The sequence below is a fragment of the Streptomyces gottesmaniae genome (assembly GCF_031845845.1).
Lineage (GTDB): Bacteria > Actinomycetota > Actinomycetes > Streptomycetales > Streptomycetaceae > Streptomyces > Streptomyces akebiae.
On the sequence record NZ_JAVRFJ010000026.1, the window covers coordinates 64,145 to 85,138 of the forward strand.

The 20,994-nt window shown below is 71.5% G+C and carries 23 protein-coding genes; 13 read left to right on the forward strand and 10 right to left on the reverse strand.

The window, feature by feature from the left end:
- Positions 1-22: 22 nt before the first annotated feature.
- From RM704_RS27130 to RM704_RS27150, 5 genes are all read left to right on the forward strand, one after another.
- Positions 23-1,753, forward strand: coding sequence for an N-acyl-D-amino-acid deacylase family protein (locus tag RM704_RS27130; RefSeq protein ID WP_033531836.1), 1,731 nt, complete (start codon positions 23-25; stop codon positions 1,751-1,753).
- Positions 1,750-3,240, forward strand: a complete 1,491-nt coding sequence (locus RM704_RS27135; protein ID WP_033531837.1) for an aldehyde dehydrogenase family protein — start codon at positions 1,750-1,752, stop codon at positions 3,238-3,240. Before RM704_RS27130 ends, RM704_RS27135 begins: the two co-directional genes overlap by 4 nt.
- A gap of 137 nt (positions 3,241-3,377) precedes the next feature.
- Positions 3,378-3,923: a hypothetical protein gene (locus RM704_RS27140; RefSeq protein ID WP_311591329.1), complete on the forward strand. Its 546-nt coding sequence runs from the start codon at positions 3,378-3,380 to the stop codon at positions 3,921-3,923.
- A 33-nt stretch (positions 3,924-3,956) separates the two neighbouring features.
- Positions 3,957-4,493, forward strand: coding sequence for a P-loop nucleotide/nucleoside kinase family protein (locus RM704_RS27145; protein ID WP_033531839.1), 537 nt, complete (start codon positions 3,957-3,959; stop codon positions 4,491-4,493).
- A gap of 10 nt (positions 4,494-4,503) precedes the next feature.
- Complete coding sequence (locus RM704_RS27150) at positions 4,504-4,941, forward strand: cytidine deaminase family protein (RefSeq protein ID WP_033531840.1); 438 nt, start codon at positions 4,504-4,506, stop codon at positions 4,939-4,941.
- A 48-nt stretch (positions 4,942-4,989) separates the two neighbouring features.
- Here the strand turns inward: RM704_RS27150 and RM704_RS27155 are convergent, their stop codons facing one another.
- The 3 genes from RM704_RS27155 to RM704_RS27165 form a co-directional block, all read right to left on the reverse strand.
- The gene (locus RM704_RS27155; RefSeq protein ID WP_033531841.1) at positions 4,990-5,550 is read right to left on the reverse strand and encodes a hypothetical protein; all 561 of its coding nucleotides are present in this window, start codon (positions 5,548-5,550) and stop codon (positions 4,990-4,992) included.
- 157 nt (positions 5,551-5,707) lie between these two features.
- Complete coding sequence (locus RM704_RS27160) at positions 5,708-6,664, reverse strand: Vgb family protein (RefSeq protein WP_063774538.1); 957 nt, start codon at positions 6,662-6,664, stop codon at positions 5,708-5,710.
- Between the two features lie 130 nt (positions 6,665-6,794).
- A complete protein-coding gene (locus RM704_RS27165; RefSeq protein WP_033531842.1) occupies positions 6,795-7,451 on the reverse strand; it encodes a GNAT family N-acetyltransferase in 657 nt (218 codons plus the stop codon).
- Positions 7,452-7,655: 204 nt separating this feature from the next.
- Here RM704_RS27165 and RM704_RS27170 point away from each other — a divergent pair, with 204 nt between their 5' ends.
- Entirely contained in the window at positions 7,656-8,441 is a 786-nt protein-coding gene (locus RM704_RS27170; protein ID WP_033531843.1) for a class I SAM-dependent methyltransferase, read from the forward strand.
- 10 nt (positions 8,442-8,451) lie between these two features.
- Here RM704_RS27170 and RM704_RS27175 read toward each other — a convergent pair whose 3' ends face one another.
- The 3 genes from RM704_RS27175 to RM704_RS27185 form a co-directional block, all read right to left on the reverse strand.
- Positions 8,452-9,426, reverse strand: coding sequence for a phosphotransferase family protein (locus tag RM704_RS27175; protein WP_033531844.1), 975 nt, complete (start codon positions 9,424-9,426; stop codon positions 8,452-8,454).
- 93 nt (positions 9,427-9,519) lie between these two features.
- Positions 9,520-9,708 carry a DUF397 domain-containing protein gene (locus RM704_RS27180; RefSeq protein ID WP_033531845.1) on the reverse strand — a complete coding sequence of 63 codons (189 nt, stop codon included), beginning with the start codon at positions 9,706-9,708 and terminating at the stop codon, positions 9,520-9,522.
- A gap of 9 nt (positions 9,709-9,717) precedes the next feature.
- Positions 9,718-10,569: a helix-turn-helix domain-containing protein gene (locus tag RM704_RS27185; RefSeq protein WP_033531846.1), complete on the reverse strand. Its 852-nt coding sequence runs from the start codon at positions 10,567-10,569 to the stop codon at positions 9,718-9,720.
- A gap of 232 nt (positions 10,570-10,801) precedes the next feature.
- Here RM704_RS27185 and RM704_RS27190 point away from each other — a divergent pair, with 232 nt between their 5' ends.
- The 4 genes from RM704_RS27190 (at position 10,802) to RM704_RS27205 (ending at position 12,407) form a co-directional block, all read left to right on the forward strand.
- A complete protein-coding gene (locus RM704_RS27190; protein ID WP_311591330.1) occupies positions 10,802-10,936 on the forward strand; it encodes a hypothetical protein in 135 nt (44 codons plus the stop codon).
- Positions 10,937-11,236, forward strand: a complete 300-nt coding sequence (locus RM704_RS27195) for an ATP-binding protein (RefSeq protein WP_311591331.1) — start codon at positions 10,937-10,939, stop codon at positions 11,234-11,236.
- Positions 11,237-11,328: 92 nt separating this feature from the next.
- Positions 11,329-11,595, forward strand: coding sequence for a hypothetical protein (locus RM704_RS27200; RefSeq protein WP_311591332.1), 267 nt, complete (start codon positions 11,329-11,331; stop codon positions 11,593-11,595).
- Between the two features lie 101 nt (positions 11,596-11,696).
- A complete protein-coding gene (locus tag RM704_RS27205) occupies positions 11,697-12,407 on the forward strand; it encodes an AAA family ATPase (protein ID WP_033531848.1) in 711 nt (236 codons plus the stop codon).
- Positions 12,408-12,458: 51 nt separating this feature from the next.
- On the opposite strand, the gene RM704_RS27210 is transcribed toward RM704_RS27205, so the two are convergent.
- On the reverse strand, positions 12,459-12,854 hold the full coding sequence (locus RM704_RS27210) for a nitroreductase/quinone reductase family protein (protein WP_033531849.1): 396 nt from the start codon (positions 12,852-12,854) through the stop codon (positions 12,459-12,461).
- Positions 12,855-12,928: 74 nt separating this feature from the next.
- On the opposite strand from RM704_RS27210, the gene RM704_RS27215 reads away from it, so the two are divergent.
- Positions 12,929-13,819: an endonuclease/exonuclease/phosphatase family protein gene (locus RM704_RS27215; protein ID WP_033531850.1), complete on the forward strand. Its 891-nt coding sequence runs from the start codon at positions 12,929-12,931 to the stop codon at positions 13,817-13,819.
- Positions 13,820-13,904: 85 nt separating this feature from the next.
- Here the strand turns inward: RM704_RS27215 and RM704_RS27220 are convergent, their stop codons facing one another.
- On the reverse strand, positions 13,905-14,735 hold the full coding sequence (locus tag RM704_RS27220; RefSeq protein WP_052146498.1) for an SAM-dependent methyltransferase: 831 nt from the start codon (positions 14,733-14,735) through the stop codon (positions 13,905-13,907).
- Positions 14,736-14,860: 125 nt separating this feature from the next.
- On the reverse strand, positions 14,861-16,393 hold the full coding sequence (locus tag RM704_RS27225; RefSeq protein ID WP_033531851.1) for a CehA/McbA family metallohydrolase: 1,533 nt from the start codon (positions 16,391-16,393) through the stop codon (positions 14,861-14,863).
- Positions 16,394-16,598: 205 nt separating this feature from the next.
- On the opposite strand from RM704_RS27225, the gene RM704_RS27230 reads away from it, so the two are divergent.
- Both RM704_RS27230 and RM704_RS27235 read left to right on the forward strand, forming a co-directional pair.
- Positions 16,599-17,468: a serine hydrolase domain-containing protein gene (locus RM704_RS27230; RefSeq protein WP_033531852.1), complete on the forward strand. Its 870-nt coding sequence runs from the start codon at positions 16,599-16,601 to the stop codon at positions 17,466-17,468.
- Between the two features lie 130 nt (positions 17,469-17,598).
- Positions 17,599-18,456: an LLM class F420-dependent oxidoreductase gene (locus tag RM704_RS27235; protein ID WP_033531853.1), complete on the forward strand. Its 858-nt coding sequence runs from the start codon at positions 17,599-17,601 to the stop codon at positions 18,454-18,456.
- Between the two features lie 114 nt (positions 18,457-18,570).
- Here RM704_RS27235 and RM704_RS27240 read toward each other — a convergent pair whose 3' ends face one another.
- Positions 18,571-20,910: an immune inhibitor A domain-containing protein gene (locus RM704_RS27240; RefSeq protein ID WP_033531854.1), complete on the reverse strand. Its 2,340-nt coding sequence runs from the start codon at positions 20,908-20,910 to the stop codon at positions 18,571-18,573.
- Between the last annotated feature and the right edge of the window lie 84 nt (positions 20,911-20,994).

Below are 20,994 nucleotides of genomic sequence, written 5' to 3' on the forward strand. Positions count from 1 at the left end.
CAGGCACCCGGAGGGGAGAGACATGCTCGACCATGTCATCAAAGGTGTGACCGTCGTCGACGGGACCGGCGCCCCCGCGTACACCGCTGACGTGGGCATACGGGACGGCCGTATCGCCGTCATCGGGACCGTCACCGAAGACGCCCGCACGTCCGAGAACGCGGCCGGCCTCGTGCTCGCCCCCGGCTTCGTCGACCCTCACACCCACTACGACGCGCAGCTCTTCTGGGACCCCTACGCGACACCGTCCCTCAACCACGGCGTGACCACCGTCGCGGGCGGGAACTGCGGGTTCACGCTCGCGCCCCTCAACCCCGCCCGCCCCGAGGACGCGGACTACACGCGCCGGATGATGTCCAAGGTCGAGGGCATGTCCCTGGTCGCGCTGGAGGAGGGCGCGCCCTGGACCTGGCACGGATTCGGGGAGTACCTGGACGCGCTCGAAGGGCGGATCGCGGTCAACGCCGGGTTCATGGTGGGGCACTGCGCGCTGCGGCGCTATGTGATGGGCCCCGACGCCATCGGCGGGCAGCCGAGCGTCGAGCAACTGGACGCCATGCTGCGGCTGTTCCACGAGGCGATGGAGGCGGGGGCCTGGGGCCTCTCGACCACGCAGTCCTCGACCCACAGCGACGGGGACGGGCAGCCGGTCGCGTCACGGCACGCGCGGCCCGCCGAACTGATCGCGCTGTCGCGGGCGGTCGGCGAGCACGAGGGGACCCAGATCGAGGCGATCGTCGCCGGGTGCCTGGACCAGTTCAGCGACGACGAGATCGACCTCTTCGTCGAGATGAGCGCGGTGGCCGGGCGTCCCCTCAACTGGAACGTGCTGACCATCGACTCGGCCGTCCCCGAACGCGTGCCCAGGCAGCTGGAGGCGAGTGAGCGGGCCCGCAAGGCGGGCGGCCGGGTCGTCGCCCTGACCATGCCGATCCTCACGCCGATGAACATGTCGCTGGGCACGTTCTGCGCGCTGAACCTGATCCCCGGGTGGGGGCCCGTCCTCGGCCTTCCGGTGCCCGAGCGGATCGAGCGCCTCCGCGACCCCGAGGTGCGGGCGGAGATGCTGCGCAGGGCGGACTCGAAGGAGGCGGGCGTCTTCCGGCGGCTCGCCAACTTCGGGCGCTACGTCATCGGCGACACCTACAGCGAGGCGAACGAGGGCCTCACCGGGCGGGTCGTGCGGGACATCGCGGCCGAGCGGGGGCAGGAACCGTTCGAGTGCCTGGTGGAGATCTGCGCCGCCGACGACCTCCGCACGGTCCTGTGGCCCATGCCCACCGACAACGACCCCGACTCCTGGGCCCTGCGCGCCGAGACCTGGCGGCACGAGGACGTCCTCCTCGGCGGCTCCGACGCGGGCGCCCACCTGGACCGCATGTGCGGCGCCCCGTACACCACCCGGTTCATCGGCGACTGTCTGCGCGGCCGGAAGCTGGTCGGCCTGGAGCAGGCGGTGAAGATGCTCACGGACGACCCGGCGCGCCTCTTCGGCCTGCGGGAACGGGGACAGGTGCGGGAGGGGTGGCATGCGGACCTCGTCCTCTTCGACCCGGAGCGCGTCGACGCCGGCAAGGCCACCCTGGTGCACGACCTGCCGGGTGACAGCCCGCGCCTCGACTCCAAGGCGATCGGTGTACGGGCGGTCTGGGTCAACGGCGTCGAGGCGATCCGCGACGACGTGGTGACCGGCGCCGTGCCCGGCAAGGTGCTGCGCAGCGGGCGGGACACGCGGACGGTGAGCACACGGTGAGTCCCTCGGGGTCTTCGGACGGGGCGTCGGAGAAGTCCGCGGAACGGCGGCGGCTGTTCATCGGGGGCTCCTGGGTGGAGCCCGACGGCGGGCACTACGAGGTGGTCGACCCGGCGACGGAGGAGGTCGTCGGGTGGGCGCCGGAGGCCTCGCGGGAACAGGTGCACGCGGCGGCCGCCGCCGCCCGGGAGGCCTTCGGACCGTGGTCGAGGACGCCCGCCGCGGAGCGGGCCGCGATCCTCGCCCGCACGGCGGACCAGATACGCCGCCACCTCGTCCCGTACGCCGAACTCGCCCAGGCCGAGAGCGGTGCGACGACCGGGACGGCGCGGGCCATGCAGGTGGGGGTGGGGGCCGCCCGGTTCCAGCGGTACGCGCGCGTGGAGCCGGTGGAGGAGCCGATCGCGCCCCAGATCAACGAGGCAGGGCCCTTCGGCAGGGCCGCCGTGATGGGCGCTCTCGCCGTGCGCCAGCCCGTGGGCGTGGTCACCTGTATCACCTCGTACAACAACCCCTGGGCCAACCCGGCGGGCAAGATCGCCCCCGCCCTCGCCATGGGCAACACGGTGGTCGTGAAGCCGGCCCCGCAGGACCCGCTCTCCGTTTATCGCATGGCGGAGGCCCTGGAGGCCGCCGGTGTGCCGCCGGGTGTGGTGAACGTGGTGAGCGGGTCGGGGGCGGACGTCGGTGAGGCCGCCGTGGACTCGCCGGACGTCGACATGGTGAGCTTCACCGGCTCGACGGCGGTCGGGCGGCGGATCGCGGAGGTGTGCGGGCGCGGGATGAAGCGCCAGCTGATGGAGTTGGGCGGGAAGGGCGCGGCGGTCGTCTTCGACGACGCGGACCTGGGCGCGGCCGTGGCCGGCATCGCCACCACGCTCACCTTCTACAGCGGGCAGATCTGCACGGCGCCGACGCGGGTGATCGCACAGCGCGGCGTGTACGACCGGCTGGTGACCCAACTGGCGGCCTACGCCGCCCGGTTGCCGGTCGGCGATCCGCGCGAGCCGGGCACGGTGGTCGGGCCGGTGATCTCGGCGGCCCACCGCGACCGCGTCGAGTCGTACGTCGAGCTGGGCCGCAAGGAGGGCGCGCGGGTGGTGGCGGGCGGCGAACGTCCGCCGTACGAGCGGGGTTTCTGGGTGGCGCCCACGCTGTTGGCGGACTGCACCCCCGACATGCGGGTCGTCCGGGAGGAGATCTTCGGGCCGGTCGTCGTCGTCCTCCCCTTCGACGACGAGGATCAGGCCGTCGCCCTCGCCAACGACAGCGACTACGGCCTCATCGACTACGTCTGGTCCGGCGACGTCGCCCGGGCCTTCCGGGTGGCCCGGCGCCTGCGGGCCGGGGGCGTGGGCGTGAACACGGTCGGCCGCAACATGGAGGCGCCGTTCGGCGGGTTCAAGCAGAGCGGGGTGGGGCGCGACGTGGGTTCGTACGCGCTGCACGCGTACAGCGAGACGCAGGCGATCGTCTGGCCGGGGTGATCCGTCCTCTCCCCTAGGCCCACCGCAGACGCAATGATGTTCGAATGCGTGGGTCTGGTGGTTCTGGCGGTTCTGGTGGTTCTGGTCGGTCTGTGGGAGCGGGTGGGACTGGTCGGCGTCCTCTCCTCTACCTGGACGTGGACGGGCCCTTGAACCCGTACGCGGCGAAGCCGGAGCGGCGGCCCGCCGGGTACGCGACTCACCGGATGAAGCCGCAGGGCTGGCTCGACCAGCATCCGGGCGAGCCGGCGGCGTACGTCAAGCCGTTGCGGGTGTGGCTGAACGAGGAGCACGGGCGGCGGCTGCTGGATCTGGGGCGACTGTTCGACCTGGTGTGGGCGACGACCTGGGGCGCCGAGGCGAACACCTACATCGGGCCGGTGCTGGGGTTGCCGGAACTGCCGGTGGTGGAGTGGCCGGGGGCGGCCCGGGACCGGCCGCCCGGCGCGTCGTCCTGGCCGGCCGGCCTGTTCTGGAAGACACCGCATCTCGTCGAGCACGCGGCGGGGCGCCCCTTCGCGTGGGTGGACGACGAACTGACCGCCGTCGACCGCACCTTCGTCACCGGACACCACGGCACACACGCCCTGTTGCACCGCATCGACCCCAGACTGGGCCTGCGCGAACCGGACTTCACGGCACTCGCCGACTTCGCCCGGGCGACTGGGCGACCGGGCGCGTGACGAGGGCGGCAAGGACACAGGGGAGAGAACGACGTGATCGTGTGGGTGAACGGGGCCTTCGGGAGCGGCAAGAGCACGCTGGTGGAGGAGCTGAGGGGGCGGTGGCCCGACGCGCTGGTCTTCGATCCCGAGGTGATCGGTTACGTGCTGCGGGAGATCGTGGAGGTGCCGACCGGGGACTTCCAGGATCTGCGGCTGTGGCGGCGGCAGGTGGCCGGGTTCCTGGTGGGGCTGGCGGAGGAGTACCGGCGGCGACCGGTGCTGGTGCCGATGACCCTGGTGAACCCCGACTACGTGGCTGAGGTGTTCGGCGCGATCGAGGCTGCCCGCATCCCCCTCCACCACTTCTTCCTGAACGTCCCCAAGGACGTCCTGATCACCCGCATCGACGGCCGCAGCTTCACCCCGGACGCCCCCGAGCAGGACGAACGGGTCCGCAGGTGGTGCAAGGACCGCATCGCGGCGTGTACGGCCGCGGCCGACACCCTCCCCGCCGCCACGGTGTTCCTGGACGGCGAGTCGAGCCCGGGAGAGCTGGCGGAACTGGTGCTCGGGCGGGTGGGCGGGTGAAGCTTCGAGGATGACCTCGCAGACCCACCGCATCGACCACGAACTCATCCGCGCCGCGGCCCACCTCGCCCGCACGCGCTGCCGGGGCGACAACCACACCATGGCAGCCGCGGCCCGCGCCCGGGACGGCCGGATCGTCACCGCCGTGAACGCCTATCACTTCACCGGAGGACCCTGCGCCGAGCTGGTCCTGATCGGCACGGCAGCCGCCCAGGGCGCCTACGAGCTGGACGTGATCGTCGCCGTGGGCGACCGCGACCGAGGGGTGGTGCCGCCGTGCGGCCGATGCCGACAGGTCCTTCTCGACTACTTCCCCACCCTCAAGGTCATCGTCGGCGAGGGCGACGACCTCCGCACCGTCGCGATCACCGACCTGCTGCCCGAGACCTACGTCTGGGCGGACCACCAGCTCGACGACGAGCAGTCCCCGGCCCGCAGCATGGGCTGACATTCTCCGGTGGCCGGTGGCCGGTGGCCGGTGGGCAGCGGGGTCGCGTCAGTCGACGGGGGTCGGCTCGCCTCTGCCCATCGACAGGGACCAGAGCACCCCCGGTGCGGCGGTGACGGAGACCGTGCCCGCGCGGGTCGAGCCGTCGACGGCGAACTCGTTGTTGACGCTCGTCACTTCACCGTCGAGGCATTCCATGGGGAACGAGGCGCCCATGGGGCGGAGTACGACCTTGACCGTGCCCTTGCCCTCGCAGCTCACGGCCACGGTCAGGCCCTTGCCCTCCCCTTTCCTCGCCGCCCCGAACTCCAGGTGCGCACTGTCCCGTGTCCTGTCCTGGCGTAGGACGACGCGGTCGGTCACGGGGTCAGGGGCCCGATCCGCCAACTGACCTGGCGCGTCGCCCTCGTCCCAGTCCGAGCCCGAGCCCGAGTCCGAGGTCGGGTCCGGGGGCGCTGGCGCCTTCGTCGGTCGCTGCTCGGCGCCTTGCTGCCGTTCCCCGGTCCCGGTCTCGGAGGTGCAGGCGGTGGTGGAGAGGAGTGCGGCTGCCGAGAGGAGCGCCAAGGCGGTGGTGAGGGCGCGGTGCGGCCCGCGTGCTGCTCGTGACATGAACGACCCCCGTCATTCGGCCCGTTGGTGGTGGGCGAGGGCGTGATCGTGACACCTGGGCGAGAGGGGCAACAAGGCGGCGAGGCGGGTTCAGAGCAGAATCTGAGGTTGCCGTGCCGCCCGGCGTGAGGGGCACCTCGCGCCCGCGTCCGCCGACTCACTGCTGGCAGCGCGCCTCGACACGGGCCAGGGCGCCGGTCTCCAGGGCCGTCCATACGGCGCCGTCCGGTCCCAGGGTGATGCCGTGGGGCTCGGAGGAAGGGGTCGGCAGTTCGTACTCGGAGATCTTGTGGGTCTCGTGGGTCTCGTGGACTTCGTGGGTTGACGGGTGGCCGGCGTCGTAGGTGATCCGACCGACGCGGTTCGCGCCCCACTCGGTGAACCAGCAAGCACCATCGCCGTCGGCGACGATGGCGTGGGGGCGGCACTCGCGGTCCGGCAGTGGGAACTCGTCGATCTTGCCGTCCGGGGTGATGCGCCCGATCTGACCGGCCCCGATCTCCACGAACCACACGGCTCCGTCACCACCGGCGGCGATCCCCACGGGCGCGGCGCCCGGCGTCGGCAGCGGGTGGACCGTGATCTCCCCGTCGAGCGTGATCGCGCCGATGGCGTTCGCCTGGTTCATCGTGAACCACAGCCGACCGTCGGACCCGGCCGCGATGGCCGAAGCGAACGCCCCGGTGAGCGGGAGGGGGAACTCCGTGACCTCCCCGGCGGTCGTGATCCGGCCGATCCGGTCGACCCCCGACTCCGTGAACCACAACGCGTCATCGGCTCCGACCGCGATCCCGAACGGGCCTGCCCCAGGCGTCGGCAAGGCGAAGGACGTGACCTCGCCGGTCGTGCTGATCCGCCCGATCCGATGCCCCCGGAACTCCGTGAACCACAGCGCGCCGTCCGGCCCGGCCGTGATGATCGACGGTCCGCCGGTCGTCGATTCGAGGGCGTAGGACGTGACCTCACCGTCGAGCGCGAGCCGGCCGATGCGTCCGGCGTGGACCAGCGTGAACCACAGCGCGCCGTCCGGCCCGGAGGCGATTCCGTAGGGCCCCGCCTCGGCGTCGGAGACGGGGAACTCCGTGATGGACACGGTCGTCGGCCGGGAAGTCATGTACTCGGACACCTCGTTCAGTGGCTGTGGGCTGTGGGCTGTGGGCTGTGGGCTGTGGGCTGTGGGCTGTGGACTGTGGACTGTGGGCTCGTCGGCTGTGGCCCGGTGGTTAGGGGCCGGTGGGCAGTCGTCAGTGGTCGGCGGGGGCGCGTTCGGAGGCGGCGCCGGCCCCGCGGGCGAGGCGCGCCTCCAGCGCCGCCCGGCAGCCCGGCCACTCCGCCGCGGTGACCGAGAAGATCGCGGAGTCGCGCAGGCGTCCGTCCTCCCCCGGCGCCCAGGAGCGGGACCAGTTGCGCAGTACCCCCTCGAAGCGGGCGCCCACACCTTCGATCGCCGCCCTCGAACGACCGTTGCGCGCATCCGTCTTCAGATCGACGCGGGCCACGTCCCACCGCTCGAAGGCATGCCGGAACAGGAGGTACTTGGCCTCGGTGTTCAGCCCCGTGCCCTGCGCCGACGCCGCGAGCCAGGTGTAGCCCACCTCGATGGCGCACAGCCCGCCGTCCTCCGTCGGCCACAGCCGCGGATCCAGGAAGCCCGTCGCCCCGACCGCCCGCCCCGACACCTGCTCGATCTGCGCGTACGGGGCCAGTTGCCCGGTGGCGGCACGGGAGAGCTGCGCGTCGACGTACGCCTCCACCTCGGCCGCTCGCGGCACCCAGGTGAACCGGTACGAACTCCGGTCCTCCTCGGCCGCCACGGCCAGGTCCGCCGCGTGGCGGTGATCCAACGGCTCCAGGCGCACGCGGGTGCCCTCCAGAACCGGTCCCTCAAGCGTGAAACTCATCTGCCGCCAACGCCAATCGAGTGCCGGTACAGCGTTCATGGTGCGTTCCGCGCCCGGTGGGTGGCTGCGCGCCGCCCCGGGCTCCGACGGCTCAGCGTTCCAGAGCGGTCGCGCCGTGTCGCGTGAATTCCGGTCGGGGGAGGGAGCTGCGGGTGCGGGTGCCCTCCGTATCGGTGGCGGGCCTCGCCCCCTACCGTGGGCCGCATGGCTGACGAGATCTTCCACGACCGGCGGCTGGCCGAGCTCTACGATCCGCTCGACCCCGATCGCGGTGACCTGGACGCCTACCTCCTGCTCGCGGAGGAGTTCGGGGCGAGGAAGGTGCTGGACATCGGCTGCGGGACCGGCGTGTTCGCGCTGCTGCTGGCGGACCGTGGGGTAAAGGTCGTCGGGGTCGACCCGGCCGGCGCCTCCCTCGATGTCGCACGGGCCAAACCTGGGGCGGACCGGGTCCGTTGGATCCACGGGGACGCGACGGCCCTTCCCCCGCTCCAGGTCGACCTCGTCACGATGACGGCCAACGTGGCGCAGGCGATCGTCGACCCGGAGCTGTGGCGGCGGACCCTCACGGCCGCGCGCGAGGCCCTTCGGCCGGGCGGCCGTCTGGTCTTCGAGACCCGCGACCCGGCCAGGCGGGCCTGGGAGGCGTGGAATCGCGACGACTCGTACCGGGTCACCGAGGTGCCGGGCTTCGGCACGGTCGAGAGCTGGGTGGAGCTGACCGAGGTCACCGGCCAACTGGTCACCTTCCGCTGGCACTACACCTTCGACGGCGACGGCGACGGCGACGGCGATGGTGACGGCGATGGCCGTACTCGCGGCGGCGACAAGAAGGAGCTGACCTCCGACTCCACCCTCAGATTCCGCGAGCGGCACGAGGTCGAGGTGGAGCTGGCCGCTCACGGATACGTGCTGGAGGACGTACGGGACGCTCCCGACCGCCCCGGCAGGGAGTTCGTGTTCGTCGCGCGTCGGCCGCCGGGGGTGTGACTCCGGGGTATCAGGCGTGCACCAGGGCCAGCGCCTGCTTGAGGTTGTGCTCGGCGATGCCCGCCATGAACGCCCGGTCGGGGAAGTCCCCGTCGAGCAGCCGCAGCGGTCCCGCCGTCAGCGAGAGCCGCTGCGCGAGCATGTAGAGCGCGAGCCGGTCCTCGTCCAACCCGTCCACGGCCAGGGGCCGGTAGGCGTCGTGCAGGCGGATCCGTAGAAACACGTGCTCCCACTCGACGTCGAAGTACGTCGTGCCCTCGATGTCGATCGCCACGGGGCTCCCGTCCCCGTCCACCAGCACATGGTCGGGCCCCAGTTCGCCGTGCACGACCGCGTACTCCGCGCGCGGCCGCACCGCCGCCGCCAGGCCCAGCAGCCGCTCCTCCAGCCGGTCGCGGGCGTCCGCGATCCGTGGATCGCGCGAGGCCGCCTCGGCGAGGTCCCGCAGCGCGCGGTCGAGAACGACCCCTTCACACGACGTACCGCGCGACGTTCCTCCTCCGTCGACCACGGCGACCTTGCCGTACGTCGGTGCCCGGTGCAGCCGCATCGCCTGCAGCGACTCCGCGAGCCGGGCCATGACCGGAGCGGCCGCCCGCCGGTCGCGCGCGAGCAGCTCCTCCAGGCTCTCGCCCTGAAGGTCCTCGACGATCGCGAGGTCGGCCGGGCAGTGGGCGCCGTCGCGATCGACGAGACGGATCGCCGGGACGCGGACGCCGAGCGCGTCCAGCCGCGTGTGCGCGGCCTCGAACAGATCGAGCCCGAGGCCGGGCGAGAACGGGTCGGTGAGGTCGTCGTCCCCCTCGGCCGCCGGCCAGTAGTTCTCGCCGTCGTCCCACAGGTAGGCGATCGCCGTCGTCGCGTCGTCCATCACCAGGCGGTACACGCCCTTCTTGCTGCCGCCCGCGACCCGCTCGACCGCCGCCAGCCGCCGTCCGCCGCCCAGCGCGGCCCGCGCCGCACCCGCCAACTGCTCCCGTGCCACTGACCTGGAAGCCACGTTCCGAACCGCCTCTCCGCCCCGACCATCCGTCCGGCGATCAGTTGAACACGGGAGCCCGTCAGCACGCGGAGGATGTCAGTCGCGACGTCGGCGTTCCTTCAGCGAGCGCAGCAGGGCGCCGAAGGCGGTGGGGGTTGTGTCGAGTGTGGTTCGGGTGGGATCGGCGGATTCGATGAGGCGGATGGTGGTGGGGTCGGCGGATATGTGGACGCAGGCTTCGCCTTCTTGGCAGTAGGAGGACTTCTGCCAGTGGGGTGTGGACATGGGGGCTCCTCAGAGGTCTTTGGCGATGGAGTGGATCAGGTCACGGGACTTGGCGGGGCTGAGCGCGACGCCTTCCACGACGTCGAACAGGCGCCGGTACTTCTCCAAGTGCGCTTCGGCGTCCAGGAGTACGGGGCCGTGGAACTGGTCCAGTTGGACGGTGTCCAGTTGCGGTACCGGACCGTACGCGTAGTTGATCGACTGGCCTGAGCCTGGAAAGGCTCCGACGTCGAAGGGGAGTACGCGGAGGGTGATGTGTTCGCGCTCGCTCATGTCGATGAGGTGGTGCAGCTGGGCGCGGGCCACGGAGGCGCCGCCGATCCTCATCCGCAAGGCTGCTTCGTGGATGACGGTCCGGTAGGGGATGGCGCCTGATCTGTAGAGCACGTCCTGCCGCTTGATCCGGAAGGACGCACGGTGTTCCACCTCGGGTGGAGTCGGTGCCGGGATCACGTGGCGGAAGATCTCGCGTGCGTGATCCGAGATCTGCAGCAGCCCCGGCACGTGAGAGGTGAACGCGGTTCGCAGGCCGGTCGCGTGATGTTCCAGCTCGGCGAGATCGAGCAGGCCGGCGGGGAGGATCCCGCGGTACTGCTCCCACCAGCCGCGTGTCCGATCGCTCGCCAGGTCGACCAGGGCTTCGGCGAACTCCTGGTCGGGGCAGTCGTACGCGCGGGCCATGGCGCGGATGCGGTCCGCGCTCACGCCGAAGCGGGCTGACTCCACGTTGCTGAGTTGACCCGTGCTCGTGCCCAGTTGCCGAGCGGCCTCCGTGGTGGTCATGCCCGCGCGCTCACGGAGTTTCCGTAGCTCGGTGGCGACACGGGTGCGCCTGGCTGACGGCGCCGGCCTGGTCGTCATGCAGCTCCTCCAGGTGCGGCCAGTCGTTGAGGGTCACTCACACGAGGGAAACCGCATCGATTTCCTTGGAATCTTGCAAAGCGGCTTTGCCGGGCAGGCTACCTTCGTCTTCAGGCGCCCCACCCAGAAGTGCCCCGCTCGACGGAGCGGCGACGGCCACTGGGTACTGCTCGACCCCGACTTCGACTGCTCAACGACACGATCCAACTCCCCTCAGTGACCGGAGACTTCCATGGCCACCGTATCGCCGTCACTCGACTACACCCTGCGCCTTCCCCGCGACCCGCGCTCCCCCGGCGTCGGCCGTGCCACCCTGCGGGCCGTGCTGGCGGCGCATGATCTGGCGGAACTCGGCCCGGTGGCCTAGTTGTTGGCGACCGAGTTGCTGACGAACGCCCATCAGCACACGACGCGGGAGTACGCCCTGAGGGTGGTGGGGATCGGCGGGCGGCTGCGGGTGGGGGTGTGGGACCGGGACCGGCGGGTGCCGCCCGGGTTCGCAGCGGAGTGCGAACGCGTCGAGGTCCACGCCGACGCGGAACGCGGCCGGGGGCTCTGTCTCGTGCGGGCCTGCTCCGAGGACCGGGGCGTGTCCGTGCTGCGTGACCTCGGCGTCTCGCGGGGCGGGAAGTTGTTGTGGGTCGACTGCGGCGCCGTAGCGGGCTGAAGCAACCGTTCCGGGGGTGCGGCGGTCTTACCCGGCGTCGTGATCGGAGGGTCGGCCTCCGTCCGACTCGTCCCGGCGACCGACCGGAAAGGGTGTACTCCATCGAAATCGATCCCGATCTCTGCCTGGCCGTTCCGGAGGGCTTCGACGACACGGACGCCGAGTCCCAGGTGCATCCCATGGCGAGGAAGCTGTTTCCCGCCACGACCGCCGCCGACGCCTTCAGGAAGGCTCAGGAGTGGGTGGGGGAGCACGACGTCTTCCTGGTGGACGTGTCATGGGACTTCGCGCACGACGAGGACGAGCCCTACACGCTGAGCATCTACTTCACGTTCGAGCCGGAGCCCGAGGACACCTGACTCCAGGTCCCGACGACCCGGCGGCACGTAGTCCGTGGTCTGCGCCTGCGCTTGGGCCTGCCCGTCCGGGCCTGGGCCTGGGCCTGGGTGACACTGGTCGAGTGATCGTCGAACGCGTGTATGCCCACCTCTCCTCGCACGACGAGGACGCCTGGCCCTGGTCGGTGCCCTGCGTCCGGCAGCTGCTCAGGGAAGGGCTGCGGTTCACCGCGCCGGTGACGTTTCTGGTCGGTGAGAACGGCTCGGGGAAGTCGACCCTGGTCGAGGCGTTGGCGGAGGGGTTCGGCCTGGACTCCTACGGCGGTTCCCACGACTGGCGCTACGCCTCCCCGCGTGGCAAGTCGGAGCTCGGCGAGCGGATGAGGTTCGACGCGGCCCCGCGCGGGCGCCGTATGGCCACCAGCTGGTCGGCCCGCAAGGGCTTCTTCCTGCGGGCCGAGACGGCGCTGGACGCCCTGGGCAGGGAGGGGCTGTCACCGGACTCGGTCAGCCATGGCGAGGGCTTTCTCGCGGCGTTCCGCGGCAAGTTCCTGCACGCCGGGCTCTACGTTCTCGACGAGCCGGAGGCCGCGCTCTCCTTCTCCTCGTGTCTCGAACTGATCGGGCACATCGACCGGTTGGCCAAGGAGGGCGGCCAGGTCATCTGTGCCACGCACTCACCCCTGCTGACCGCGCTGCCGGGCGCGGACATCGTCGAGGTCGGCGAACACGGCATGCGGAGGGTCGCCTGGCGGGAGCTCGGCGTCGTGGATCACTGGCGCCGCTATCTCGCCGACCCGCACGCCTATCTGCGGCACATCGTCGAACCGTAGGGGCGGTCTCCCCTCTGGGGAGGCCGCCCGCGCCCGGCCGCCGGACGGACCCTAGCCGCGCAGATCCACCCGTACCGTCAGCAACTCCGCCCCCAGCACCCGTACCGCCGCGCTGTTCATGCGGGGCAGGGTGCGCAGGCGGGCGATCGGGTCGTCGTCGGGGAGGAGGTGGGCCGTGCCCTCGTGCCAGCGGCCCCGGATGCGGACGCGGACCGACGGGTCGGCCCTGATGTTGCGGATGTAGTGGGACTTCTCGCCGTACTCGGAGACGAGCCAGAACGTGTCGCCGACGCGGCGGCCGCCAATGGGGGTGCGGCGGGGCAGGCCGGAGGTGCGGCCGGTGGTCTCCAGGACGGTCTGGAGCGGCACCCTGCGCAGGAGCGGGTTGGCGACGTGACGCTGGAAGGCCGTCACGACGCGCTGTTTGCGATCCGTTTCGCGGGACATCGGCGTGGTTCTCCTCGGGGCGTGGGAGGTACGGAGTACAGGATCGGGTGCGGGGCGAAGGTGGTGGGTGGTCGGTGCGGGTCGTGACGTGGAACCTGTGGTGGCGGTTCGGGCCGTGGCAGGAGCGGCAGAAGGCGATCCTCGCCGTGCTGCGTGAACTGCGCCCCGATGTCGTCGGGTTGCAGGAGGTCTGGGAGCAGGAGGGGGAGGGGGAGGCGAGCGGCACGAACCGGGACAACCTGGCAGGTTGGCTCGCCCGGGAACTCGGCATGCACTGGACCTGGGGCGAGTACGGCGACCCCGAGCGCTGGCAGCGGCGGATCGGGGACCCGGGTGTCCGGATCGGTATCGCCGTGCTCAGCCGGTGGCCCGTGCTGGAGCGGGACGCCATCGGGCTGCCGACGGCGGAGGGCGGCAGCGGGCGTGGCGCGCTCTACGCCCTCCTCGACGCGCCCGGCGCGCCCGTCCCCTTCTTCACCGCCCACCTCAGCTCCGAGACCGCCGCGTCCGCGCAGCGCTGCCGCCAGGTCACCGCGCTGTCCGAGTTCGTGTCCCGGCACCGGGGCGGCGACACGGGCCACCCGCCCGTGATCACCGGCGACTTCAACGCCTGGCCCGACTCCGACGAGATCCGGCTGCTCGGCGGCTACAAGACCGCGCCCGCCGTGCCCGGACAGTGCTTCTTCGACGTCTGGGAGTACGCCGAGCCGGGCGCCCCGTCGGCCACCTGGGACCTCGCCAACCCGTACGTCGCCGGGTCGTACGGGCCGAGCGTACGGGTCGACTACATCCACGTCGGACCGCCGGGGCCCGGTGGACTCGGCCACGTACGCGCCGTGCGGAGGGCGGGTGACGGCCCCGTCGACGGCGTCTGGCCCTCCGACCACGCGGCCGTCGTGGCCGACCTGGCGGACGACGGCGCGGCAAGGGACCCGTCCGGGGCCGGGGCCGGAGTCGGAGTCTGAGTCGGAGTCGGGGCCGGCGGTGGGACCGGGGCGCACTGGAACCTCGGGCCCTGGCCCTGGCCCCGACCCCGCCGCCCGACGTGCCCTACGGCTTCCGACCCACCCCGCCGTGCTGCCCGATCGGCTTCGGCTCGCCCGTCGTCGTGTCGTCCGGGTGCCACAGCGGTACGGAGACGACGCCCGGGGGAAGCAGGTCGAGGCCGTCGAAGTAGCCGGTGATCTGGTCGATCGGGCGGAGGAAGTACGGGACGGCGCCCGTCTCGTTGTAGGCGTCCTGGGCGCGCTCGTAGTCGGGATCGGTGCCCCGGGAACCCTCGTTGATGTTGAGGTAGCTGCCCGAGGGGAGGCCGGCGAGCAGACGGCGCACGATGTCACGGGCCTCCTCGTACTCGGAGACGTGACCCAGGATGCCGCTGAGGATCAGCGCCGTCGGCCGGGACAGGTCCAGCGTCCTGGACGCGGCCTCCAGGATGCGCTCCGGTTCGTAGAGGCTGGCGTCGACGTACGCGGTGGCGCCCTCGGGGGAGGAGTAGAGCAGTGCGCGGGCGTGCGCGAGGACCATCGGGTCATTGTCGACGTAGACGATCCGCGCCTCCGGCGCGCTGCGCTGGGCGACCTGGTGGGTGTTGTCGGCCGTGGGCAGCCCGGTGCCGACGTCCAGGAACTGCCGGACGCCCTCCACCTCCACCAGGTGCCGGATGCTGCGCCGCAGGTACGCGCGGCTGCTGCGGGCGATGGTCACGATGCCGGGGAAGGCGCCGGCGTACGCGTCGCCGGCCGCCTCGTCCACCGGGTAGTTGTCCTTGCCGCCCAGCCAGTAGTTCCAGATGCGGGCGGAGGCGGGCACCGAGGTGTCGACCTTCTCCTTCGCCGCCGGAGCCACCGCCGGGTCGGGCGTCGTCGCGTGATCGGTCATGGGCGCCGTCTCCTCCGCCGTGCGGGTGCGTCGTCACAGAGACAGACGCACGTAGTGTGTCGAGCCAAACCTAAAGCCCAACACGAGTATTTCGTACGAGGGTTCCCCCTACCTAGCCCCGGCTCCTATCGCCGCCCGAGGAAGATCGGGTTGGTGAAGGCCGCCAGCGGGCCGGGGAAACCCGGGACGATCGGCGGCCGACGGACCTCGGCGCGTACGTACGCCGCGTACGAGGCCGTCGTACGCCACTGCGCCGAGCCGGTGCCCGACGCCGGGATCTCGGCCGAGGTGAAAAGGACGCCCTGGTCGGTGACGAAGCGGATGGTGCAGCCGGCGGAGCCCGTCGCCTCCAGGCGGACGGTGACCGGGGTGTCGGCGTCCACCTTCAACCGCTCACCGATGCCCGCGTGCTCGCCCCGCGCCCCGGACGCCGTGAACGACACGGACACCTCCTTGGACTCGGCGACGTACGAGCGGCCCGCCCGCAGCCCCTCCTGGATCGCCTCCCGGTTCAACTCGTCCGCCAGGACGACCGTCTGGGGGCGGCCGACGGGGTCGGGATCGCGGTGGGCGTCGCTGTTGCCCATCGCCGGGATCCAGTCCTGACGGCCCTCGCGCACGGCCGCGACGAGCATGCCGTCCCAGTCGGCGAGCGCCACCTCGTCCTCCGGCGAGTACGCCCCGTTCCACACCTCCACCGCGTCGGCCTCGCCGAAGCCGAACTTCCAGTTGCAGCCGATGCAGGTGGCGTGCGGATGGGCCGGGACCACCAGACCCCCGGCGCGGCGGATCTGCCGTGCGTACTTGCCGAACCGGTTGTCCCGCGCCCGGTAGCGCCAGTCGACGAACGTGCCCGGATCGACCCCGAGCGCCACGACGTGACCGTTGCGGGTCGTGACCTCCTCGCCCAGCATGATGAGGAGGTCGTCCCCCGCGTGCTCGGCCCAATGGGCGTGCGCGGACTGCGTGTTGTGCTCCGAGCTGTTGATGAAGTCCAGCCCCGCGGCGCGCGCGAGCGCCGCCAGTTCGGCGGGCGTACGGCGGCCGTCGGAGTACCAGGAGTGCAGATGGCAGTCGCCCCGGTACCAGGCCCGGCCCCGGCCCTTGGCCCGCTCCGGCGGATACACCGGCTTCACCATCGCGCCAGGCCGGCCGTAGGTGAGGGTGATCGTGATCTCGTACGGCAGCCCGTCCGGTGCCACCGTGTACGGGCCCAGCGCGATGTGCCAGGTGCCGGGGCGTACGGGGCCCGGGAGGTAGCCCGGGGTCGCCTCGTCCGAGCGGATGAAGAACTCGGTGCGCGCGCCGCCCGACCAGCCCCGGAAGCCCTTGCCGCCGAGTTCCGTGCCGCGCTCGTCGAAGACACCGATGTCGAGCGCGTTGCCCGTGGTGCCGGCCGGGACGGTCGTTCTCTCGTAGGTGTAGGAGACCTTCAACTCCCGGACCCCGGAAGGTACTTCGACCGGCAGATACACGAAATCGGGGGAGCCGGTGGGGAGGGTTCCCCTGATCGTCCTTGTCTCCTGCTCGCCGTCCGCGGCCTCGGCGCCGCTCGTCCCAAAGGTCACGCTTCCCAACGTAAGCGCGGCCGCGGCCGACGTCACGAACAGCGCGCGCCTTCCGAGTCCGTTCCCGTCACCGTGGTGGTCGTCGCACATGCTGCTGCTCCCCGGTCGGTCGTGAGTGACATGGCGTGGGTGGTGCTGCCGGTGGTGCGTGGTGCGTGGCGATGTGTGGGGTGGGGCGTGGGGTGGTGCTGCCGGTGGTGCGTGGCGTGGTGCGTGCCACCTTCGTATGCGGTGGTGAACTGCGGGGCAAGGGAAGGGAATCGCCAGTTTTCGAGGAGAGCAGGAGAGAGCGCGCGTGTGGACACCGACCTGTCTGCTGGGCGGAGCGGGTATCACCGACCGGGTCGCCCATGGCCACGACGCGGACCGGTTCGTGGAGATCGGCTCCCTCACCAAGGTGCTCACGGGCACCGTCCTCGCCCGGCTGGAGGCGGAGGGGGACCTGGGCTTCGACACCCCGCTGGAGGAGTGCCTCGACGAGGTGCCGAGGGGGACCGGCATCACCCTGCGGCATCTCGCCGAGCACACCTCGGGCCTGCCCCGGTTGCCCGCCGGGCCCGCCGGCCTGCCCACCGGTCCGCCCGACGACCCGTACGCCGGCTTCACGGAGACGGCCCTGCGGGAGTCGCTGCGCGACCTGGACCGGCTGACGGCCGGGCGGTCGGGCCGGGAGGAGTACTCCAACCTCGGCTACGCCGTGCTCGGGCTCGCGCTCACCACCGTGACAGGGTGCTCGTACCAGCGACTGCTGGACACGCACGTCCTGTTGCCGCTCGGGCTGGGCGCGGGGGCGATGACGGCGACTCCACCGGAAGGGCGACGGCTCGTGCCGCGCGATCTGTTCGGCCGGCCGCGTCCCCTGTGGACGCTGACCGGTGCGATCCTGCCGGCCGGCGGCCTGTGGTCCAGTTGTCGGACGCTGGCCGACCTCCTGGTCGCCCTGCTCGTGGAACGCCGGTTCGGCGACCCGGCGCCCTCCTGGCTGCGGGGCCCCTCCCTCCGGTGGCACGACGGCGCCACCCGTGGCTCGTCCGTCGTGGCCGTCGCGTACGACGACGGGCGATGGGTCCTCGTCCACCGCCTCGGCGACGTCGCCGGCACGGGCGACCTCGCCACGCGCGCCCTTCGCGCGACCACGCCACCGCCGACCGGCCTGCTCCGCTGAACGCCGACCGGCCTGCCCCGCGCAGTGCTCCGGCCGGCCGATGCCCCCGAGCAGCCGCCGACCGGCCGGCTCCCCTAAGTGCCGACCGGTCGGTATGGACATCCCTCTCCCGAGCGGCTACAGATGACACATGCGCATCTCCGTGACGATCTTCCTCACCGACGAGACGATCACTCCGACCCGGCTCGCCCGTGAGCTGGAGCAACGCGGTTTCGCGGGGCTCTACCTCCCCGAGCACACCCACATCCCCGTCGAGCGGACGACCCCGTACCCGGCCGGCGGCGACCTGCCCCGCGAGTACGGCCGCACCCTCGACCCCTTCGTCGCGCTCGGCCAGGCGGCCGCCGTCACCGAGCGGCTGGGGCTCGGCACCGGGATCACGCTGGTCGCCCAGCACGACCCGATCGACCTCGCGAAGCAGATCGCGACCGTCGACCACCTCTCCGGAGGCCGCCTCACCCTCGGCCTCGGCTACGGCTGGAACGTGGAGGAGGCCGCCGACCACGGGGTCGAGTGGCGCACCCGGCGGGAGCTGGTGCGCGACCGCATGGCGCTGATGCGGGCGCTGTGGGCGGAGGAACCGACGGCGTACGAGGGGGAGTTCGGGAGTGTGCGGGCGAGTTCCGCGTACCCGAAGCCGGTGCAGAAGGCGCGGGGGCCGGTGGTGGGGCCGCGCACGCTGATCGGCGGGGCCGCGGGGCCGAAGCTGTTCGCGCACATCGCCGAGTACGCGGACGGATGGCTGCCGATCGGGGGGCGGGGGCTCGGCGAGGCGCTGCCGGTGCTGCGGGCGGCGTGGGCGGACGCCGGGCGCGATCCCGCCGGGTTGCAGGTGGTGCCGTACGCGGTGCAGCCGAGCGCGGGGAAGCTGGCGTACTACGCGGAGTCGGGAATCGAGGAGGCCGTGGTGCAACTGCCCCCGGCGGGCGAGGCCGAGGTTCTGGGGCTGCTGGACGAGTACGCGGTGTTCTTGGGGAAGGACGCCTGAGGGCTCGGGGCGAGGGGGCGGCGCCTTCCTCCTCGGGCTCAGCGCCCGGACGTCATCGGCCGTGTCCTCCCAGGGAGGACACGGCCGATGCGGGGTGCCGTCAGGCGTTGCCGGTCACTTCCCGGCGGGACCCACCCGGATCGTGACCGTGGAGCCGTCCTTGGCCTCCTTGACGATCTGGATCCTGGTGTTGGTGTTGGTGATCTTGACGCCGCCCGTGGGGTTGTTCTTGTCGTAGTAGGTGTGGGTGCGGTCGTTGAAGACCGACACGCCCTTCTTCGACGTGACCTTCAGCGTGACCTTCTTGCCCCAGTGCAGCGTGAAGGCGTCCGTGCGGCCCAGGGTGAACGTCGAGTCGTGCGTCTGGTGGTCGTTCCCGGCCAGCTCGCCGTCGGACCACTTCAGGGCCTTCGGGTGGGCGTCCACCGGCAGCAGCAGGCCCACACCGGGGTGCTGGCTGGTGTTGTTGTCCAGCTGCGAGGTGTCCCACTTCCAGATCAGCAGGCCGTTCTGGTACGGGTAGCGCTCCACCCAGCCCGGACGCGTGGAGTTGATCGCGAGCTTGAGGGTCTTGTCGTACGACACGTACTGGCGGTTCTCGGCGATGTAGTACTGCTCGTGCTCCGTGGTGTAGGAGCCGCCGAAGCGGGAGAAGCCGGCTGCCGTCCAGGCGGGGTCCGCGGTCTCGGCGTTGTCCGAGAAGAGGGGCGAGCCGTCGGCCGTGACGGTGATCCGGTCGGCCACGAAGCCCTTCTGGGCCACGTACGCGTCGGTCTTGTAGCGGAAGCGCAGGTCGACCTTCTCGCCCGCGTAGGCGTCCAGGGAGTACGACAGCTTCCTGAACCCGTCCGTCGTGCCGTCCAGGGCCGGCCTGCCGCCGCTGTCACGGCTGATCGGCTGGCCGTCGGCGGTGCCGTCGATCGCGGTCCAGGTGGCGCCGCCGTCGGTCGAGACCTCGGTGTAGAGGTAGTCGAAGTCCTTCTCGATGTCCCACCAGCCGTCGAACGTCAGGGCCGCGGCGGTCCTGCCGGTGAGGTCCACGGAACGGGTCAGCGTGGAGGACAGGTTGTCGGCGCTGCCGCTCCACCACTGCTGCGAGCCCTCCGCGGGCTGCACGACCTCGACCTTCACCCGCTTCTTGGGCAGCTCGACCACGAGGGCCTGCTTGTCCTTGGTGTTGTACTCGGCGACGCCCAGCTTGTGCGTGGACTTCTTCCCGGCCGTGGCCTTGGCGTAGTTCAGCCAACCGAGCTGCAGCTTGTCCCAGGCGGTCATGTCGCCGGGCAGGTCACCGATCTCGGTCTTGCTCTGGCCGAGCCAGGAGCCGCCCGACATCAGGGTCCAGGCGCCGGTGGAGTTCCCGCCCTCGCCGCTGGTGTCGTAGTGGTCCGGCAGACCGAGGTCGTGGCCGTACTCGTGGGCGAAGACACCGAGGCCGCCGTTCTCCGGCATGACCGTGTAGTCGCCGACCCAGATGCCGGTGTCGCCGATCGGGGCGCCACCGCGCTTGTTGCCCTCGGGGCCGGTCTTGTCCCAGTCGTCGCCGAACGCGTACCAGCGGTGGGACCAGATGGCGTCCTCGCCCTGTGCTCCGCCGCCGGCCTCCTCGCCCTCACCGGCGTGCACGATCTGGAAGTGGTCGATGTAGCCGTCGGGCTCGTTGAAGTCGCCGTCGCCGTCGAAGTCGCCGCGGTCCCAGACGTCGAACTTCGCCGCTTCCGCCTTGATCTCGGCGTCGGTGCGCCCGGCGGCCTTCTGCTGCGCGGCCCAGGCGGTGACGCCGTCGGCGACGAACTGCCAGACACAGGTGTCGGGCACGCACTTGTTGGAGCCGTAACGGGCCGCGTTGTAGGGGACCTTGACCCAGTCCGCCACCTCGCCCTCGATCGAGTAGCGGCCCGAGGACTGCTTCTCGTAGTACTTCTTCATCGACTCGGTCTTCTTGCCCGTGCCGAAGAGCATCTGCTCGTAGTGCTCGCGGTTGTAGTCGGCCTTCCAGGCCGTCGTGTTGTTCTTCTTGCGGTCCGGCTCGGCTATCCGGTTGTGCAGCGGGCCGGGCGTGCCGCCATAGGTGGTGTCCGCCTGGTCGCCGAACTCGACCAGGACCGTGAAGATCCGGTCGGTCTTCTCGCGGCCGAGTTCGACGTACTTGGGGTCGCCCTTCTTGCTCGTGAGCCGCACCACCTTGGAGCCGTCGCGGTTCTTGACGGAGGTGTCGCCGGATATGACCTGCTTCAGGGCCTCCTCGCGCTGGGCGGCCTGCGTCTTGCTGAGCGGGCTGCCGAGGTCGTGCCCGTGCCCGTGCTCGTGCCCGTGCTCGTGCCCGTGCTCGTGTGCGCCGTGGTTTTCGGCGGCCTGCGTGGTGGTGACGGTGGACATCGTGAACGTCGCCGCGGCGGTGGCCAGAGCCACACCGGTTGCCGCGGCCCTGAACGTCCAGGGCTTGCTGGTCACTTGTGGGGGGTCCTTCCTGGACGCGGTCGGCCGTGCGGGCATGGCGGACCGTCCTCTTCCGTGACGCCCGTGGCCTGTGACACG

Bases quoted from the DNA above. Each gene is read 5' to 3' on its own strand.
- RM704_RS27150 (WP_033531840.1), top strand. From the start codon at position 4,504: ATGACCTCGCAGACCCACCGCATCGACCACGAACTCATCCGCGCCGCG.
- RM704_RS27165 (WP_033531842.1), bottom strand. From the start codon at position 7,451: ATGAGTTTCACGCTTGAGGGACCGGTTCTGGAGGGCACCCGCGTGCGC.
- RM704_RS27180 (WP_033531845.1), bottom strand. From the start codon at position 9,708: ATGTCCACACCCCACTGGCAGAAGTCCTCCTACTGCCAAGAAGGCGAA.
- RM704_RS27155 (WP_033531841.1), bottom strand. From the start codon at position 5,550: ATGTCACGAGCAGCACGCGGGCCGCACCGCGCCCTCACCACCGCCTTG.
- RM704_RS27220 (WP_052146498.1), bottom strand. From the start codon at position 14,735: ATGACCGATCACGCGACGACGCCCGACCCGGCGGTGGCTCCGGCGGCG.
- RM704_RS27225 (WP_033531851.1), bottom strand. From the start codon at position 16,393: ATGTGCGACGACCACCACGGTGACGGGAACGGACTCGGAAGGCGCGCG.
- RM704_RS27170 (WP_033531843.1), top strand. From the start codon at position 7,656: ATGGCTGACGAGATCTTCCACGACCGGCGGCTGGCCGAGCTCTACGAT.
- RM704_RS27160 (WP_063774538.1), bottom strand. From the start codon at position 6,664: ATGACTTCCCGGCCGACGACCGTGTCCATCACGGAGTTCCCCGTCTCC.
- RM704_RS27130 (WP_033531836.1), top strand. From the start codon at position 23: ATGCTCGACCATGTCATCAAAGGTGTGACCGTCGTCGACGGGACCGGC.
- RM704_RS27235 (WP_033531853.1), top strand. From the start codon at position 17,599: ATGCGCATCTCCGTGACGATCTTCCTCACCGACGAGACGATCACTCCG.
- RM704_RS27210 (WP_033531849.1), bottom strand. From the start codon at position 12,854: ATGTCCCGCGAAACGGATCGCAAACAGCGCGTCGTGACGGCCTTCCAG.
- RM704_RS27190 (WP_311591330.1), top strand. From the start codon at position 10,802: ATGGCCACCGTATCGCCGTCACTCGACTACACCCTGCGCCTTCCCCGC.
- RM704_RS27185 (WP_033531846.1), bottom strand. From the start codon at position 10,569: ATGACGACCAGGCCGGCGCCGTCAGCCAGGCGCACCCGTGTCGCCACC.